Annotated in this window: 16 protein-coding genes; 7 read left to right on the top strand and 9 right to left on the bottom strand. The window is 52.9% G+C overall.

The features are described 5' to 3' along the window. Position 1: 1 nt before the first annotated feature. The 5 genes from iscA to trmJ all read right to left on the bottom strand — a co-directional run bounded on the left by iscA (position 2) and on the right by trmJ (position 3,815). Positions 2–325: an iron-sulfur cluster assembly protein IscA gene (gene iscA / locus CHU32_RS20315; RefSeq protein WP_103677686.1), complete on the bottom strand. Its 324-nt coding sequence runs from the start codon at positions 323–325 to the stop codon at positions 2–4. Between the two features lie 11 nt (positions 326–336). After that, positions 337–723: a Fe-S cluster assembly scaffold IscU gene (gene iscU / locus CHU32_RS20310; RefSeq protein ID WP_103677685.1), complete on the bottom strand. Its 387-nt coding sequence runs from the start codon at positions 721–723 to the stop codon at positions 337–339. 27 nt (positions 724–750) lie between these two features. Beyond that, on the bottom strand, positions 751–1,965 hold the full coding sequence (gene iscS / locus CHU32_RS20305) for a cysteine desulfurase (protein WP_103677684.1): 1,215 nt from the start codon (positions 1,963–1,965) through the stop codon (positions 751–753). Between the two features lie 149 nt (positions 1,966–2,114). Next, on the bottom strand, positions 2,115–2,609 hold the full coding sequence (gene iscR / locus CHU32_RS20300; RefSeq protein ID WP_103677683.1) for a Fe-S cluster assembly transcriptional regulator IscR: 495 nt from the start codon (positions 2,607–2,609) through the stop codon (positions 2,115–2,117). Positions 2,610–3,083: 474 nt separating this feature from the next. Further along, positions 3,084–3,815: a tRNA (cytosine(32)/uridine(32)-2'-O)-methyltransferase TrmJ gene (gene trmJ / locus CHU32_RS20295; protein WP_103677682.1), complete on the bottom strand. Its 732-nt coding sequence runs from the start codon at positions 3,813–3,815 to the stop codon at positions 3,084–3,086. 120 nt (positions 3,816–3,935) lie between these two features. On the opposite strand from trmJ, the gene suhB reads away from it, so the two are divergent. Together suhB and CHU32_RS20285 are read left to right on the top strand one after the other, a co-directional pair. Further along, positions 3,936–4,739, top strand: coding sequence for an inositol-1-monophosphatase (gene suhB, locus CHU32_RS20290; protein ID WP_103677681.1), 804 nt, complete (start codon positions 3,936–3,938; stop codon positions 4,737–4,739). 53 nt (positions 4,740–4,792) lie between these two features. Next, complete coding sequence (locus CHU32_RS20285; RefSeq protein WP_103677680.1) at positions 4,793–5,641, top strand: alpha/beta hydrolase; 849 nt, start codon at positions 4,793–4,795, stop codon at positions 5,639–5,641. On the opposite strand, the gene CHU32_RS20280 is transcribed toward CHU32_RS20285, so the two are convergent. Then, positions 5,638–6,618 (bottom strand): nickel/cobalt transporter, encoded by a 981-nt coding sequence (locus CHU32_RS20280; protein WP_103677679.1) that lies wholly within the window; start codon positions 6,616–6,618, stop codon positions 5,638–5,640. The genes CHU32_RS20285 and CHU32_RS20280 overlap by 4 nt on opposite strands. After that, the gene (locus CHU32_RS20275) at positions 6,603–7,247 is read right to left on the bottom strand and encodes a DUF1007 family protein (protein WP_103677733.1); all 645 of its coding nucleotides are present in this window, start codon (positions 7,245–7,247) and stop codon (positions 6,603–6,605) included. Before CHU32_RS20275 ends, CHU32_RS20280 begins: the two co-directional genes overlap by 16 nt. 235 nt (positions 7,248–7,482) lie before the next feature. Between CHU32_RS20275 and csiE the strand changes: the two genes are divergently transcribed. Next, entirely contained in the window at positions 7,483–8,760 is a 1,278-nt protein-coding gene (gene csiE / locus CHU32_RS20270) for a stationary phase inducible protein CsiE (protein WP_103677678.1), read from the top strand. Here the strand turns inward: csiE and CHU32_RS20265 are convergent. Further along, positions 8,739–9,896, bottom strand: a complete 1,158-nt coding sequence (locus CHU32_RS20265; protein ID WP_103677677.1) for a 3-phenylpropionate MFS transporter — start codon at positions 9,894–9,896, stop codon at positions 8,739–8,741. The two genes, csiE and CHU32_RS20265, sit on opposite strands and share 22 nt — an antisense overlap. Positions 9,897–10,040: 144 nt before the next feature. Between CHU32_RS20265 and CHU32_RS20260 the strand changes: the two genes are divergently transcribed. Continuing rightward, complete coding sequence (locus CHU32_RS20260; protein WP_103677676.1) at positions 10,041–10,562, top strand: DUF4274 domain-containing protein; 522 nt, start codon at positions 10,041–10,043, stop codon at positions 10,560–10,562. 120 nt (positions 10,563–10,682) lie between these two features. Here the strand turns inward: CHU32_RS20260 and glyA are convergent, their stop codons facing one another. Then, the gene (gene glyA / locus CHU32_RS20255; protein ID WP_103677675.1) at positions 10,683–11,936 is read right to left on the bottom strand and encodes a serine hydroxymethyltransferase; all 1,254 of its coding nucleotides are present in this window, start codon (positions 11,934–11,936) and stop codon (positions 10,683–10,685) included. Positions 11,937–12,208: 272 nt separating this feature from the next. On the opposite strand from glyA, the gene hmpA reads away from it, so the two are divergent. The 3 genes from hmpA (at position 12,209) to cadB (ending at position 16,734) form a co-directional block, all read left to right on the top strand. After that, positions 12,209–13,399, top strand: a complete 1,191-nt coding sequence (hmpA, locus tag CHU32_RS20245; RefSeq protein WP_103677674.1) for an NO-inducible flavohemoprotein — start codon at positions 12,209–12,211, stop codon at positions 13,397–13,399. A 157-nt stretch (positions 13,400–13,556) separates the two neighbouring features. Continuing rightward, positions 13,557–15,056, top strand: coding sequence for a lysine decarboxylation/transport transcriptional activator CadC (gene cadC / locus CHU32_RS20240; protein ID WP_103677673.1), 1,500 nt, complete (start codon positions 13,557–13,559; stop codon positions 15,054–15,056). Between the two features lie 352 nt (positions 15,057–15,408). After that, on the top strand, positions 15,409–16,734 hold the full coding sequence (gene cadB / locus CHU32_RS20235; protein WP_103677672.1) for a cadaverine/lysine antiporter: 1,326 nt from the start codon (positions 15,409–15,411) through the stop codon (positions 16,732–16,734). Positions 16,735–16,761 lie beyond the last annotated feature (27 nt).

Below are 16,761 nucleotides of genomic sequence, written 5' to 3'. Positions count from 1 at the left end.
GTTAAACGTTGAAGCTTTCGCCGCAGCCGCACTCGTCTTTCACGTTCGGGTTGGTGAATTTAAACCCTTCGTTGAGACCTTCTTTCACGAAGTCGAGTTGCGTCCCGTCGAGAAATTGCAGGCTCTTGCCGTCGACCACAACTTTCACGCCTTTGTCTTCGAAGACGGTATCTTCTGCCGCCGGTTCGTCAACAAATTCCAGTACATAGGCCATCCCGGAACAGCCGGAGGTTCTCACTCCCAGACGCAGGCCGAACCCTTTACCACGGTTGGACAGGAACGTATTTACTCGCGCGGCAGCACTGTCGCTTAGGGTAATCGACATAGAAACCTCTGTTATTTCACTTCACGTTTACTTTTGTAGTCCGCAATAGCTGCTTTGATGGCGTCTTCTGCCAGAATAGAGCAGTGAATTTTCACCGGCGGCAGTTCAAGCTCATCTGCAATGTCGGTGTTTTTGATTGCCTGCGCTTCGTCGAGAGATTTACCTTTCACCCACTCAGTGACCAGCGAGCTGGAAGCGATAGCCGAACCGCAGCCGTAGGTCTTGAAGCGCGCGTCTTCAATGATACCGTCATTGTTCACTTTGATCTGTAACTTCATTACGTCGCCACAGGCCGGTGCGCCGACCATGCCGCTGCCAACGTTCTCGTCGCTGTTGTCGAAAGAGCCAACGTTGCGCGGGTTCTCGTAATGATCAATAACTTTTTCGCTGTATGCCATGATAGTTTTCCTCTGGTCCTGAACCGATTAGTGATGTGCCCATTCGATGCTGTTGATATCCACGCCCTGTTTGAACATTTCCCACAGCGGAGAAAGGTCACGCAGACGGCCAATGGAGTTACGAACCAGTTCGATGGTGTAATCAATCTCTTCTTCGGTAGTAAAACGACCTAAAGAGAAACGGATGGAGCTGTGCGCCAGCTCATCATTCATGCCCAGCGCGCGCAGCACGTAGGATGGCTCCAGACTTGCAGACGTACAGGCAGACCCTGAAGAAACCGCCAGGTCTTTCAGCGCCATAATCAGCGACTCGCCTTCAACATAGTTAAAGCTGACGTTAAGGATGTTCGGCGCGCCCTGTTCGAGATCGCCGTTCAGGTACACTTCTTCCATGTCCTTCACGCCGTCCCACAGACGGTTACGCAGACCGCGCAGGCGCGCCATCTCGCTTTCCATCTCTTCTTTCGCGATACGGTAAGCTTCGCCCATGCCGACGATCTGGTGGACAGGCAGCGTACCGGAACGCATACCGCGCTCATGACCGCCACCGTGCATTTGCGCTTCAATACGAATACGCGGTTTACGACGTACATACAGTGCGCCAATACCTTTCGGGCCATAGATTTTGTGGCCGGAGAACGACATCAGGTCGACTTTAAGCTGGCTCAGATCGATAGGCAGTTTGCCCACGCTCTGGGTGGCATCAACGTGATAGATAATCCCACGCGCACGGCACATTTCACCGATGGTGGCGATATCCTGCACCACACCGATTTCGTTGTTTACGTGCATGATGGAAACGAGAATGGTGTCGTCACGCATCGCCGCTTCGAGTTCTTTCAGATCGATAATGCCGTTGCGCTGCGGTGCCAGGTAAGTGACTTCAAACCCTTCGCGCTCCAGTTGGCGGCAGGTGTCCAGCACGGCTTTGTGTTCGGTTTTGCTGGTGATGATGTGCTTGCCTTTTTTCTGATAAAAGTTGGCTGCACCTTTGATCGCCAGGTTGTCAGATTCGGTCGCCCCAGAGGTAAAGACGATTTCACGCGGATCGGCACCGACCAGATCGGCAATCTGGTTACGGGCGATATCTACCGCTTCTTCGGCCTGCCAGCCGAAACGGTGTGAACGGGAGGCCGGATTACCAAAGGTCCCGTCTAAGGTCAGGCACTGCATCATTTTCTCGGCAACACGCGGGTCCACCGGCGTGGTTGCGGAGTAGTCGAGATAAATCGGTAATTTCATTGCTCTTAAGCTCCGTACATCACTCATCAATGCAAGGAATCAGGCAACCGGCGAGATAGTTGACCGTGTTACGAGGTTTCACGACCCCGGCCTGATTCAGAAAACTTTTTAGCTCCGTCGGTCAGCACACTGCCGACGGGCTATTTTTATTAGGCGCGTAACTTAACGTTGATCTGGTCCTGCGAACGGGCCGTACGCGGCGCGTCATGGGTGTGCTGCTGACGATCGGACACATCCAGAATTTCCTGGTTATTCACCAGTTCACCCAGGGTAATATTATTCAGGAAACCGGTCAGACGGTCGCTCAGATCGCGCCACAATGCATGGGTCAGGCACTTCTCACCGCCCTGGCAGCCGCCTTTACCCTGACAACGGGTGGCGTCAACGGATTCATCAACGGCGCTAATCACTGCACCCACAGCGATGCTGCTCGCATCTTTACCCAGCAGATAGCCACCACCCGGTCCACGCACGCTGGAAACCAGACCATTTTTACGTAGACGGGAGAAGAGTTGTTCCAGATAAGAAAGGGAGATCCCCTGACGTTCAGAAATATCAGCCAACGGTACCGGGCCGGATTCGGAGTTGAGCGCAACGTCCAGCATTGCGGTCACGGCATAGCGCCCTTTAGATGTCAGTCTCATGTCTTACTTAACCTCAAACCTGGCCCTGCCTGGGCATTTTTATTAAAATGGGATGTGTTGCATAGCAGAGCCAAGTCTGTCATTCCTGACTAAAACAGTCAACTATTTACTTGACTGTTTTAGTCAGGTATTTAAACGTTCCGTGCGTTTGACTTCTTTACCTTATCCGATGGCGCTGTCACGGAGCCTGAAATGCCGGGTGGCGCTGCGCTTACCCAGCCTACATACTTATCCGATGGCGCTACCACGGAGCCTGTGATGCCGGGTGGCGCTTCGCTTACCCGGCCTACATACTTTCCGATGGCGCTACCACGGAGCCTGAAATGCCGGGGGGCGCTTCGCTTGCCCGGCCTACATACATTATGTACGATCCAGCATTACGTATGGTAATCCACCCTCCGTAGGCCCGTGCAAGCGCAGCGCCGCCGGGCAAAGCAACGCAGGAGCCGCGTTCTGTTGCCGGGCCGACAAATATTACTCGTCTTTATGCTTTTGCTCTATCGACGCCAGCACGCCGCGCAGGATGTTTAATTCCTGGCTTTCCGGACGGGCGCGGGTGAACAGACGGCGCAGTTTATTCATGACCTGCCCGGGATGGCTTTCACGGATAAACCCGGTCGCCAGCAGCGTTTGCTCAAGATGACCGTAGAAACGTTCAAGATCGTCCACCAGCGGATAAGGCGTTTCTTCTGGCTGCACGTTCGCGCCCTTCTCCTCGGCGGCAAGCCACGCCATGCGAACTTCATAAGCGATAACCTGTACCGCCATCGCCAGGTTCAGCGAGCTATACTCCGGGTTGGCGGCGATCGCTACGTGATAGTGACACTTTTGCAGTTCGTCATTGGTCAGCCCTACGCGCTCACGACCAAACACCAGCGCCACCGGCGCATGTTCGGCCTCCGCCACGCTTTTCAGACCGCACTCACGCGGGTCAAGCATCGGCCACGGCAGCGTACGCGAACGGGCGCTGGTACCGACCACCAGGCTACAGCCAGCCAGCGCGTCATCCAGCGTATCAACGATGTTGGCATTGCCAATCACATCGCTTGCCCCGGCCGCCAGCGCGATGGCCTGCGAGTCTGGCTTGACCAGAGGGTTGACCAGCCACAGGTTAGTTAAGCCCATGGTTTTCATGGCACGGGCCACAGAGCCCATATTGCCGGTGTGAGAGGTTTCCACCAGCACAATTCGAATATTTTGCAGCATTGTCTTTCTTCGGTTAAAGATTATTCGGCTATATTATCATAAAGCGAAGACATAATCCGAATTCGCTGCTATGATATGCGCCGATTTTCCCCGTTCTTTAACATCCAGTGAGAGTAACCGATGCATCCGATGCTGAACATCGCCGTGCGCGCAGCGCGCAAGGCGGGTAACCTGATTGCCAAACATTACGAAACGCCTGATTCCGTTGAAGCCAGCCAGAAAGGCAGCAATGATTTCGTAACTAACGTCGATAAAGCCGCTGAAGCGCTGATTATCGAAACCATTCGCAAATCATACCCGCAACACACCATTATCACCGAAGAAAGCGGTGAACACGCCGGCACCGATCAGGATGTTCAATGGGTTATTGATCCACTGGATGGCACCACCAACTTTATCAAACGTCTGCCGCACTTCGCGGTATCCATCGCCGTGCGCATTAAAGGCCGCACTGAAGTCGCGGTAGTTTACGATCCAATGCGTAATGAACTGTTCACCTCTACACGTGGTCAGGGCGCGCAGCTGAACGGCTACCGTCTGCGCGGCAGCAGCGCGCGCGATCTGGATGGCACCATCATCGCTACCGGCTTCCCGTTCAAAGCAAAACAGCATGCCCCTGCTTATATGAACATCCTCGGTAAAATGTTTACTGAATGTGCTGATTTCCGCCGCACTGGCTCCGCTGCGCTGGATCTGGCCTACGTTGCCGCTGGCCGCGTGGACGGTTTCTTTGAAATCGGCCTGAAGCCGTGGGATTTCGCCGCCGGTGAACTGCTGGCCCGTGAAGCAGGCGCACTGGTGTGCGACTTTACTGGCGGTCACAACTATATGATGACGGGTAATATCGTTGCCGGTAATCCGCGCGTTGTTAAAGCCATGCTGGCTAACATGCGTGATGAACTGAGCGAAGCGCTGAAGCGTTAATTGCCAGACCGGGCCCCTGCACTGTCAGGGGCCTGTTTATTCTCTTCAACGGTATGGATACCATGAATATGACAAAGCACTGGAAGCGTTTTTTTATTCTTTTTATTCTTGTGATATGCGTCTGGCTCCTGCCGCGCGTGGCCCTCAATTTCTTTTACTATCCTGATAATCACTTTTACGGCTATCGTCCGGATATTTTCGAGCGCGTGGACTTCACCGCGAAGGACGGCACACATCTGACCGGCTGGTTTATTCCCTCCACTCAATCCAACCCCCATGATGCTATCGCGACAGTGATCCATGCCCATGGTAACGCCGGAAACATGACCGCGCACTGGCCGCTGGTCAGTTGGCTACCCGACCGTGATTTTAACCTCTTTATGTTTGATTATCGCGGCTATGGCGATTCAGAAGGAACACCGACGCCGGAAGGCTTGTGCGATGATACTGACAGCGCGATTAACTACGTGCGCCAGCGGGAGGATGTCGATCCCAATCGTCTGGTTCTGTTGGGACAAAGCCTCGGTGGGAATAACATGATTGCCGCCGTCGGGCGTGGCAATCGCCAGGGCATTAAAGCCATTGCCATTGACTCGACTTTTCTGTCGTATTCAGCAAGCGCCAATGATGCCGTTCCTGGCATTGGTTATCTGCTGCACAATGATTTTAGCGCGGAGCGATACATTGCCTCACTAAGCCCCATCCCGCTATTGTTACTGCATGGTACTGATGACCATGTCATCGCCACCTGGCATACTGAAAAGCTCTTTGACCTTGCCAGCGAACCGAAGCAAAAAATCATTATTCCAGGCGGTAAACATATTGATGTTTTCACCTCACGCCATGGCGATCTTTACCGGGACAAGCTGGTCGAGTTTTATCGCTCCGCCCTGAAACCCTAAAAAGGGCGGAGCCCCTGAGCCACTGGCTGCGCACTGAGCCACATGACCAGCGCGGCAATGACCAGCACGCCGCCGCCAGCCAGTGCCAGTGTCGCCCAGCCCACTTGCCGCCATAGCACGGGGGTTTTCGTGCCGCTCAGTTTCACTGCCAGCGTACGAAAGCTATGAACCAGCAGCGCCAGAGAAGATATTGTGATTGAGGTTCCTGCCGCCATCGCCAGTGCTGAAAACACACCCCAGCTAAACACGCCGATAACCTTACTGAACAGCAGCATCATTATTGCCCCTGAGCAAGGGCGCATGCCCATTGAGAGAATAATCATCAGCCTGGCACGCCAGTCGTCGCCCGCCTGCTGTTGTTCAGGTGTTGGCATGTGCTGATGCCCACAGCCACAATGGGCATGGTGCTGATGATGTGGGGTAAAAGCAGTAAATTTGGGGCGACGTAACAACGCGCGTAATTTTTTCAGCGCCCGCCAGCAGAGCAACACACCCAGTATCCCAACCAGCGCATAGCTGCTTTTCTCCAGCCAGAAGCTACTGAGGTGCAGTTCTCTGGCGGGTAATTGCAGCACAGTGAGGACAATAACCACCAGCACAATAGCCACCAGCCCCTGAAGTAACGACGCCGCCAGCGTCAGCATCATGCTCGATTTTAGCCGGGACGGATGGGTCGCAAGCCAGGTGGTAATCACGATTTTACCATGCCCGGGCCCCAGTGCATGGAGTACACCGTAAGTAAAACTAAACAGCAGCAATGAGACTCCCGCGCGTACCGGGCTGGCGGCAACCGCCTGCAACAGGCCACTCATACGCAGGTTCATTTCGCGCTGCCAGAAGATACTTTTTATCATGATTTGCGGCCAGTCGTACCATAGCCACAATGCTCCTGCCAGCGCAAGCAGGAGAAAAAGCGGTAGCGGCCAGAACTGAAGCCAGCGGCGACGGTGGCGAACGGAATTTATGATGAGGGACATTGCAAAATAACCTTTTGCGCAAACTGTTTACCTAAATCCATATCTTCCGGCGGCGCATCCGCTTTATCCAGCGACAGTGCGTAAGCCGTCATTTTTTCATTGGGTTTCGGCGTCTGCAGTGCCAGTGTGCAGTGTGACGGATTATTGCCTGCGAAAGTCACATCCCCCTCCCCGTCATAATGCATATCCACAAAGTAAGTGGGATCAAACGTCGAGACGGTATACGTTTGTCCTGACAATGGTTGCGGCTCTGCCAGCGGAAGTATAAAGGTCAGCACCGCTTTATGCCCTTCTCTGGCAAGCTGATATTCTGATGGGCGGTTCATAAACTTTACCTTTTGCCCGTTATGCCAGACTTCGGTGAAATAGTGCTGACCAAGGACGTTTGCCATGACTTCTGCCGCCAGCTTTTTCCATATTTCATCCCCCGGTTTTGCATTACCTGCGTCGTACAGTAAGTCTGCGGAGGTGATTTCGTCCATCGTCCAGCGCATTTTAAGCGCAGTAAACTGACCGTTAGCGGTAATGGTTTCGCTGCGCATACTGATAAAACTGTGAGGATGCGCTGCTACAGGTAGCGATAAAAATGTGAAAACAAGCGCGAGAGCGCAAGCATTGCCCCTGTTCATGAGCTTATTACATGAAAAATTCTGTGACATTCCCCAGCATTCCTTATGGAAAGACCTCCGGCTGCGCTTTCGTACTACGATCCTTTAGCTATTCTTATACAAAAATCCTTCAGGCTGCATCAGGGCGCACACTACCACTATCCCTGAAACGTACATGAATACATTGCGCAGGTAAATGCACGCGATGCAATTTGCCGGCGGTCTGGAACATTAACCTTTAACTGGAACCTGACAGATGATGACACTTACCACCCCGCCATCTGTGCTTTCCAGTCCACAGCGCCGTTGCCAGGTGCTTTTGATGCTGTATCTGCCAGGGCAAAGCATTACTGCCGAATTTATTGGCAGAGTGAATAACGTAGAGCACGCCGTCACCCGGCAGGATATCGCCGAAGCGGATCATGAAATCCGACGTTATCATCGCCTCACCATCATCACGCAGTCGGACGGCAGCTATCGGATTGAAGGCTCGACTCTGGACCAGCGTTTATGCCTGCTACATTGGTTACGCCGGGCGTTTCGCCTGTGCCCGCAGTTTATTGAGCAGCATTTTACCCCAGCGCTGAAAACAGAGCTAAAGCAACAGGGCATTGCGCGAACACTTTATGATGAAACTAATCTGCAGGCGCTGGTCAATCTTTGCGCCCGGCGGCTGGCAAGGGAATTTGAATGTCGCGACCGACATTTTTTGCGTCTGTATTTGCAGTATTGCCTGCTGCAGCATCAACTGGGGCTGTCGCCGGAGTTTAATCCGGCTCAGCAACTGTGGACGCAGGCTCGTGCTGAATATCTCGCCACCACGGATATTATCCGCCACTGGCAGAGGCGGGTGACCCAGGCTTTGCACAGCAATGAACATCTGTTTCTCAGTTTGCTGTTTATGGTGTTAAGAACGCCGGACCCGGTTCATGATGCACATCAGCAGGATTGCCGCCTGCGGTTGATTATCAGCCAGCTCATCGCCCGTTTTCAGCAGCTGGCGGGCCGACATTTTAGCGATGAACAGGGGTTAAGCCGCCAGCTTTATATTCATCTGGTGCAGGCCCTGGATCGCAGCGTATTTGGTATTGGGATTGATAACAGTCTGCCGGAAGAAGTGCATCAACTCTATCCGCGATTAATGCGCACCACCCGGCAGGCGCTGTGCTGTCTGGAAGAGGATTACGATCTGCGCTTTACCGATAATGAAGCGGGCCTGATTGCCGTGATTTTTGGTGCCTGGCTAATGCAGGAGGAGGATTTGCATGAAAAACAGGTATTGCTGCTAACGGGCGGTGACACCGCCCTTGAACAGGATCTCGAGCAGCAGTTACGCGAATTAACGCTCCTGCCGCTTAATATTAAATACCTCACTCTGCACGCCTTTCAGAAACAAGGTGCGCCAAAGGACGTGACGCTGGTGGTGACGCCTTACCTCACGCCCCTGCCGCTTTTTTCTCCACCTCTGATTCACGCTGAACAACCGCTCAGCGTGAATCAGCGCGAACATATTCAGCAGATGCTGGAATCCTGACGCTGCGCCGCCACTCTGGGGCGCAGCAGCATCGCAGGGAGAGCCAGAAGCGCCATCACCCAGAAAACACCTTGCTGAAGATGCTGATAGAGGAAGCCTGCGAAGACGGTCATGACAGCAATACTGCCCCCCATTGCGATGGCAGAATACATCGCCTGCAAGCGGATCACTTCGCCGCCCTGACGGGCTGAAATGTAGCGCATCGCCGCCAGATGACAAACGGTGAAGGTACCGCAGTGCAGAATTTGCGCCACGATAAGCCACGGCAACGCCGTAGTTGCGCCGAGAATTCCCCAGCGTAGCAGGCCGCATAGCGCAGAAAGCAGCAGAAGATCGCGCGCGCTGAACCGGCGGAATACCTTTTTACTTAATGCGAAAGTGATCACTTCCGCGACCACACCCAGCGACCATAAATACCCCACGGCGGAAGCGGAATAGCCAGCGCCCTGCCAGTAAATCGCGCTGAAACCATAATAAGCCGCATGCGCGCCCTGTAAACATGAGACGCAGGCCAGAAAGCGCCAGTGGTGGAAAATGAGACTACGCCAGGCGCTCCACCCGGCCGTCTCCTGCTGGCGCGTCTCTCCTGCTGGCATCACCGAAGGACGCAGCAGCATACCGAGCAGCATTGATGCCACCCCCAGCGTGAGCAGCGCCAGAATGGCCTGCGAGTTGTACAGGCTGACCAGCTTGCCAGTCAGCGCGGAGCCAATCACAAAAGCAATCGATCCCCACAACCGCACGCGGCCATAGTCCATGGTAATTTGCTTTTGCCAGGTATTCGCCAGCGCATCGGTCAGCGGCACCAGCGGCGAGAAAAAGAGGTTGAAGCCTACCATCACTACCATCAGCCAGGCGACATGCGTTCCAGACCAGAAGGCCAGCGCAAAGATCAGCGTTAGCAGCGCCAGCACACGTAATGCCATAATCAGACGAGAAGGATCGCTCACCCGGGGAGCAATAATAAGACTGCCAAGAAAACGCGCGACTAATCCGGAGCCGAGCAGCAGACCAATGGTTTCCGGCGTCAGCCCGGTGCCTTTAAGCCACACGCTCCAGAAAGGCAGAAAAATGCCGTAGCTAAAAAAATAGGTGAAATAACTGAGCGCCAGCCAGCGCGTCGAGTGCAATACCATGATCCCCTCCCGTTGGAGGCGATAGTCTGGCGAGAAACGCGGATGAGCGCAAGGTCGTCGTACCATGAAATAACGGGCAGTTGCAGAAAGCGCTGGTGATTTGCTAACGTCCTGTTCTTAATCGAATACATAAGGCGGAAATCGATGACAGAAACAGAGGCAGGAATGGATGCCAGGGAATGGCAGATCTGGCAGCAATTCCTTGCTCAGGCCGACACCAAAGCGCTGTTCTTTTCCGTAGTCACACTCAATTACGATAGTGGCTCAGGAACGCATCCGCTGGTGCAAAAAATCTTAACCGACCCATCGACTGATTTGGCCGTTGTCAAAGCCTTATATTTTCGTCTGGGGCCACGCTTTCTTAAACAATATGCCAGTCAGGACGATGCGCCGGAGTATTTGCAGGATGCTTACCGCCTGGTTGAACAACTGGAGCAAAAGGTGGCCAATGGCTTCTATCGCCAGAATGCGTATTACTATGATCCTGCCAGCGATTTCGGCGAGAACTGGTTAAAGGATTATGCGGATATCGCGGTACAAAATGAGATCCCACAGAACATGACGTCGGCCCTGAACGGCGAGGCGGATCTGGTTATTGATGAGCCATGGGAAAGCTTCGAAGATGGCCTACCGTTCGAACTTGCAGAAAAACTTTTCGACGATTAAGCCGCTGGACATGGTAAGCGGACTTTTTCGCTACAGGACGATGGTATTTGTCATTCACTTTACCAGACAGCCATGAAAAAAGGCCGCATCGCGCGGCCTTTTTTATGCAGATTCAGAGCGTTACGCGTAAACCGGGAAGCGCGCGCAGATATCCAGCACTTTACCTTTGATGCGCTCAATGACCGCCTCATCATTGATGTTGTCCAGCACGTCACACATCCAGCCCGCCAGCTCTTTCACTTCCGCTTCTTTAAAGCCGCGGCGGGTCACTGCCGGAGAACCGATACGGATACCGGAAGTGACAAACGGGCTTTTCGGATCGTTCGGTACGCTGTTTTTGTTAACGGTGATGTTCGCACGGCCCAGCGCGGCGTCGGCTTCTTTACCGGTCAGGTTTTTGTCCACCAGATCCAGCAGGAACAGGTGATTTTCCGTACCGCCGGACACCACTTTGTAGCCACGATTCAGGAACACTTCCACCATCGCTTTGGCATTTTTTGCCACCTGCTGCTGGTAGATTTTGAACTCTGGCTCCATCGCTTCTTTCAGCGCCACCGCTTTCGCCGCGATCACGTGCATCAGCGGGCCGCCCTGCGCGCTTGGGAAAACGGCAGAGTTCAGTTTTTTGTACAGCTCTTCATCACCGCCCTTCGCCAGGATAAGGCCGCCACGCGGACCCGCCAGCGTTTTATGGGTGGTGGTGGTTACAACGTGAGCGTGTGGAACCGGGTTCGGGTAAACGCCCGCGGCAATCAGACCGGCGACGTGCGCCATATCAACGAACAGATATGCGCCAATGCTGTCGGCGATTTCACGCATTTTTGCCCAGTCAACCACGCCAGAGTAGGCCGAGAAGCCACCAATGATCATCTTCGGTTTGTGGGTCTGCGCCTGCTTCGCCATATCGTCGTAGTCGATTTTACCGGACTCATCAATACCGTACGGAATGATGTTATACAGTTTACCGGAGAAGTTAACCGGAGAACCGTGGGTCAGGTGACCACCCTGTGCGAGGTTCATCCCCAGCACCGTATCACCCGGTTGCAGCAGCGCGGTGTAGACCGCAAAGTTAGCCTGTGAACCAGAATGCGGCTGGACGTTGGCGTAATCCGCACCAAACAGTTCTTTGGCACGGTCAATCGCCAGTTGTTCAACGACATCAACATACTCGCAACCGCCGTAGTAGCGCTTGCCCGGATAACCTTCAGCATATTTGTTGGTCAGCTGAGAGCCCTGCGCCTGCATAACGCGCGGGCTGGTATAGTTCTCGGAGGCGATCAGCTCAATGTGCTCTTCCTGACGTACTTTCTCTTGCTCCATCGCCTGCCACAGCTCGGCATCATAATCGGCAATGTTCATTTCACGCTTTAACATCCGCATCTCCTGACTCAGCTAACAATTAAAATTGGGCAACGGCGGACAGTATAACCGATTGCCATCGCGATAACAGGTCTTGACAAACGATTTTACGCAAACGATTGGCATGGCGTCATATCTGGCTTTGTGGAATAAAAAGCTTACGTCCAGCAATGGAATTCTTTTCAGGTTATGGATGCAGGATTTTCACGTCGCAAAGAACCATTTACAACATAGGGTTATTTTTATAAGATGCATTTGAAATACATATTATAAAGAAGGACGTTGCTATGCTCGATTCACAAACCATCGCTACGGTGAAAGCCACCATTCCCCTGCTGCTGGAAACGGGTCCCAAACTGACTGCGCATTTTTACGATCGGATGTTTGCGCATAATCCGGAGCTTAAAGACATTTTCAATATGAGCAATCAGCGCAATGGCGATCAGCGCGAAGCGCTGTTCAACGCCATTGCCGCCTACGCCAGCAATATTGACAACTTACCCGCGCTGCTGCCTGCGGTTGAAAAAATCGCGCAGAAACATACCAGTTTCCAGATCAAGCCGGAGCAGTACGATATTGTTGGCGAGCATTTGCTGGCCACGCTGGATGAAATGCTGAGTCCGGGACAGGCGGTGCTGGATGCCTGGGGTAAAGCCTACGGCGTGCTGGCAGGCGTGTTTATTAATCGTGAAGCCGAGCTGTATCAGGAAAATGCCCATAAAACCGGGGGCTGGGAAGGCACACGTGCGTTTCGCATCGTTGATAAAACACCGCGCAGCAGCCTGGTGACCAGCTTTGAATTTGAGCCGCTCGACGGTGGCCCGGTCGCCGATTATCTGCCGGGGCAGTATCTTGGCGTCTGGCTGAAGCCGAAGGATTTTCCGTATCAGGAAATTCGTCAATACTCATTGACGCGCAAAGGCGACGGCAAACGCTACCGTATTGCGGTAAAACGCGAGGCGGGCGGACAGGTCTCGACCTGGTTGCATAATGAAGCACACGTGGGTGATGTGGTGTATCTCGCCGCACCAGCCGGTGATTTCTTTATGCACGTCGCGCCGCAAACGCCGGTAACCCTGATTTCTGCAGGCGTCGGGCAAACCCCGATGCTGGCGATGCTGGACACGCTCGCCCAGAGCAAACATCCCGCCCCGGTAAACTGGTATCACGCCGCGGAAAACGGTGACGTTCATGCCTTTACCGACGAGGTAATGGCGCTGGGCAACGCCCTGCCGCAGTTTACTGCCCATATCTGGTATCGCCTGCCAACCGAGGCCGATCGTCAGGCCGCACGCTTTAACAGTGAAGGCCTGATGAATTTACGCCAGTTGCAAGGCACGCTGAACGATCCTCAGAGCCAGTATTATCTCTGCGGGCCGGTGGCGTTTATGCAGTTTGCAGCGCAGCAGTTAATTGAGCTGGGCGTCAGCAAAGATCGTATCCATTACGAATGCTTTGGCCCGCATAAAGTCTTGTAACCCCCTGTGTAGCGGATATCGTTAGCGTCATGGTATCCGCATCCAGCGTGTTCTTCCTGCATTGATTTCTGGGTACTTAATCCCCCTTGTGGCGTAAATCAGGCGCTGCAAAACCGTGTTATGATTAACGCAACTATGAATAAGTCAGAGCGTATGTATGCAACATTCGGTTGTCCGCGTCGGGGAATGGCTGGTTACACCTTCCGTTAATCAAATCAGCCGTCAGGGACGGCAAATTACCCTCGAACCGCGTTTAATCGATCTGCTGATGTATTTTGCCCACCATCCGGATGAAGTGCTTAGCCGCGATAACATTATCGATAATGTCTGGATGCGGACCATCGTGACCAATCATGTGGTCACCCAGAGCATTTCTGAGTTACGTAAATCACTCAGAGACGGTGACGAGCAAAGTCCTGAATATATCGTTACCGTTCCCAAACGAGGCTATAAACTGACCGCTACGGTGGTCTGGCCCGACGAAACGGAAGCCGTGGCTCCCGTCGCTGCGCCTGCATCCGGCCACCTGACGCCCGCGCCTGTCGCTGCGCCACCGCTTATCAACACTCCTCGCAGCAAAAGCGGAAAAGCGAGCATCGGTACCTGGATTTTATTCCTGCTCTCGCTAAGCGCACTGGCAGCCATGATTTTACTGTCCGTCATTCATCATCAACCGACAGTGACAAAATCACGGCTGCTGCTGAATCCACGTGATATTGATGTGCGCTTTGATGGCGGCAACTCCTGTAATAACTGGGTCTCGCAAAAATCCTATGCGATAGGTCTCGGCGGGCTTATCACCACCTCGTTGAACACCTTCTCGACCTATATGGTGCATGACAAGACCAATTACAGCGTTAATGAACCCAGTAGTTCGGGAAAAACCCTGACCATCAGTTTTGTCAATCAGCGCCATTATCGCGCGCAACAGTGTTTTATGTCGGTGTTGCTTGTTGATAATGCCGACGGCTCGACCATGCTCGATAAGCGCTATTTCGTGACCGACATTAATCAGATTGCGATTCAGGACGATCTGTTTAACAGCCTTTCCGTGGTGTTGACCCAGCCGTGGCCGGAAAAAATGCAGGCGCAGCTCGCTCAGTTCCACATTGCGCAGGCGTCATCGCTGGCCCATTTATATGAAGCACGACAACTGGCGTTTGGTGGCGATATCCAGTCGCTGAATAAAGCCAGCGCACTGTTGGATACCATTATCAAAACCTCACCTGAGTTTGCCTATGCCTATGAAGGTAAAGTGCTGGTGGATGTTTTACGTCAGTCTCAGCAAACTTTCGGCCAGCAACAAATGACAACGCTTGCGGAAGAATTAACTAAGCTGGAACAAATTCCCGGTATTCAGCAAACCTCCGTATTTTATAAAACACAAACCATTTACCTGTTGGGTAAAGGTGATGTCGACGGTGCCTTTAACGCGGTTAATAAAAGTATTGAGTTAGAAATGTCGTGGCTGAATTATGTTCTGTTAGGAAAAGTATATGAGATGAAAGGTCAAAACCGACTGGCGGCAGATGCCTATCTGACCGCGTTTAATTTACGTCCCGGCGAAAACACCCTGTACTGGATTGAAAACGGTATTTTTCAGACTTCGGTCGATAAAATTGTCCCTTACCTCAAGGTTTTTCTCGCCAAAAATTAAATCCAGTACGTTAACAGCATCCGCTTCAGGCAAAAAGTTTATTGTCTGAGGCGGGCTTTATTCGTTAAATAAATGTTATAAAAAACGCCCTCACGCTAGTTCACCCGTCGCAAGAACACCTTGCAACCCATTGAAAATAAACAATGTTTATCCTTTCCTGACATTTTTGTTTATCTTTTTAAAATTCCCTGAAAAAGCTCAAGTTATCACTTTTATGCTGTTTGTGTTTATTTCACCTTTCCTTTAGGACTTTACTTAGCCTGCTCAGTAATCTTGTCGGCAGTTGGACGGATCAATGACGATTTATGATTTACCGATCCGGTTCTCAAAATACCGCTGAGGAGAAATAAACATGAGTTCTGCCAAAAAAATCGGGCTATTTGCCTGTACCGGTGTAGTTGCCGGGAATATGATGGGGAGCGGGATCGCATTATTACCTGCGAACCTCGCCAGCATCGGAGGCATTGCTATCTGGGGATGGGTAATATCCATTATCGGGGCGATGTCTCTGGCCTATGTATATGCCCGACTGGCGACCAAAAACCCACAACAGGGTGGCCCTATTGCATATGCAGGTGAATTATCACCGGCATTCGGTTTCCAGACCGGCGTGCTTTATTACCACGCAAACTGGATTGGTAACCTGGCCATCGGCATCACCGCCGTTTCCTATCTTTCTACCTATTTCCCGATTTTAAATAACCCGATCCCGGCAGGCATCGCCTGTATCGCTATCGTCTGGTTCTTTACCTTTATTAATATGCTGGGCGGAACCTGGGTAAGCCGTTTAACCACCATCGGGCTGTTCCTCGTGCTGATCCCGGTCGTATTGACTGCGGTTGTCGGCTGGCACTGGTTTGATATCGCTACTTATCACGCAAACTGGAATACCTCAACCACGACCGATCCTCACGCGGTCATTAAAAGCATCCTGCTTTGCCTGTGGGCGTTTGTCGGTGTGGAATCTGCCGCCGTCAGTACCGGGATGGTGAAAAACCCGAAACGTACCGTCCCGCTGGCAACCATTCTGGGTACAGCGCTGGCAGGCATCATTTATGTCGCCGCGACTCAGGTGATGACCGGGATGTATCCGGCCTCGCAGATGGCGGCATCAGGTGCGCCGTTTGCCCTTAGCGCGTCAACCATTCTGGGTGGCTGGGCTGCACCGCTGGTCTCTGCTTTCACCGCCTTTGCATGCCTGACGTCACTCGGCTCGTGGATGATGCTGGTCGGTCAGGCGGGGGTTCGCGCCGCCAATGACGGCAACTTCCCGAAAGTGTACGGCGAGCTGGATAAAAACGGCATTCCGAAGAAAGGCCTGCTGCTGGCCGCGCTGAAAATGACCGGGCTGATGATCATCATCACCATCATGAACTCAAACGGCGGCAAAGCCTCCGACCTGTTCGGCGAGCTGACCGGTATCGCGGTACTGCTGACCATGCTGCCGTACTTCTACTCCTGCGTAGACCTGATTCGCTTTGAAGGCATCAATGTTCGCAACGCAGTAAGTCTGGTGTGTTCGGTTCTCGGCTGTGGCTTCTGCTTTATCGCCCTGATGGGTGCCAGCTCCTTCGAACTGTCCGGCACCTTTATCGTCAGCCTGATTATCCTGATGTTCTACGGTCGCAAAATGCATCAGCGCCAGAACAACGAAGACGGTACTGCCGAAGCACTTTAATCACTACTCCCTAATTTCAAGGCTCTT

The sequence above is a fragment of the Superficieibacter electus genome, from assembly GCF_002915575.1.
Taxonomy (GTDB): domain Bacteria; phylum Pseudomonadota; class Gammaproteobacteria; order Enterobacterales; family Enterobacteriaceae; genus Superficieibacter; species Superficieibacter electus.
Note: the sequence above shows the minus strand (reverse complement) of the source record. Positions and strands in the feature narration are given on the sequence as shown.

Coding starts and splice junctions, on each gene's coding strand:
- CHU32_RS20285 (WP_103677680.1), top strand. CDS start 4,793: ATGGATACCATGAATATGACAAAGCACTGGAAGCGTTTTTTTATTCTT.
- glyA (WP_103677675.1), bottom strand. CDS start 11,936: ATGTTAAAGCGTGAAATGAACATTGCCGATTATGATGCCGAGCTGTGG.
- iscA (WP_103677686.1), bottom strand. CDS start 325: ATGTCGATTACCCTAAGCGACAGTGCTGCCGCGCGAGTAAATACGTTC.
- iscU (WP_103677685.1), bottom strand. CDS start 723: ATGGCATACAGCGAAAAAGTTATTGATCATTACGAGAACCCGCGCAAC.
- cadC (WP_103677673.1), top strand. CDS start 13,557: ATGCAACATTCGGTTGTCCGCGTCGGGGAATGGCTGGTTACACCTTCC.
- CHU32_RS20265 (WP_103677677.1), bottom strand. CDS start 9,896: ATGGTATTGCACTCGACGCGCTGGCTGGCGCTCAGTTATTTCACCTAT.
- CHU32_RS20275 (WP_103677733.1), bottom strand. CDS start 7,247: ATGAACAGGGGCAATGCTTGCGCTCTCGCGCTTGTTTTCACATTTTTA.
- cadB (WP_103677672.1), top strand. CDS start 15,409: ATGAGTTCTGCCAAAAAAATCGGGCTATTTGCCTGTACCGGTGTAGTT.
- hmpA (WP_103677674.1), top strand. CDS start 12,209: ATGCTCGATTCACAAACCATCGCTACGGTGAAAGCCACCATTCCCCTG.
- csiE (WP_103677678.1), top strand. CDS start 7,483: ATGATGACACTTACCACCCCGCCATCTGTGCTTTCCAGTCCACAGCGC.
- trmJ (WP_103677682.1), bottom strand. CDS start 3,815: ATGCTGCAAAATATTCGAATTGTGCTGGTGGAAACCTCTCACACCGGC.
- suhB (WP_103677681.1), top strand. CDS start 3,936: ATGCATCCGATGCTGAACATCGCCGTGCGCGCAGCGCGCAAGGCGGGT.
- iscS (WP_103677684.1), bottom strand. CDS start 1,965: ATGAAATTACCGATTTATCTCGACTACTCCGCAACCACGCCGGTGGAC.
- CHU32_RS20260 (WP_103677676.1), top strand. CDS start 10,041: ATGACAGAAACAGAGGCAGGAATGGATGCCAGGGAATGGCAGATCTGG.
- iscR (WP_103677683.1), bottom strand. CDS start 2,609: ATGAGACTGACATCTAAAGGGCGCTATGCCGTGACCGCAATGCTGGAC.
- CHU32_RS20280 (WP_103677679.1), bottom strand. CDS start 6,618: ATGTCCCTCATCATAAATTCCGTTCGCCACCGTCGCCGCTGGCTTCAG.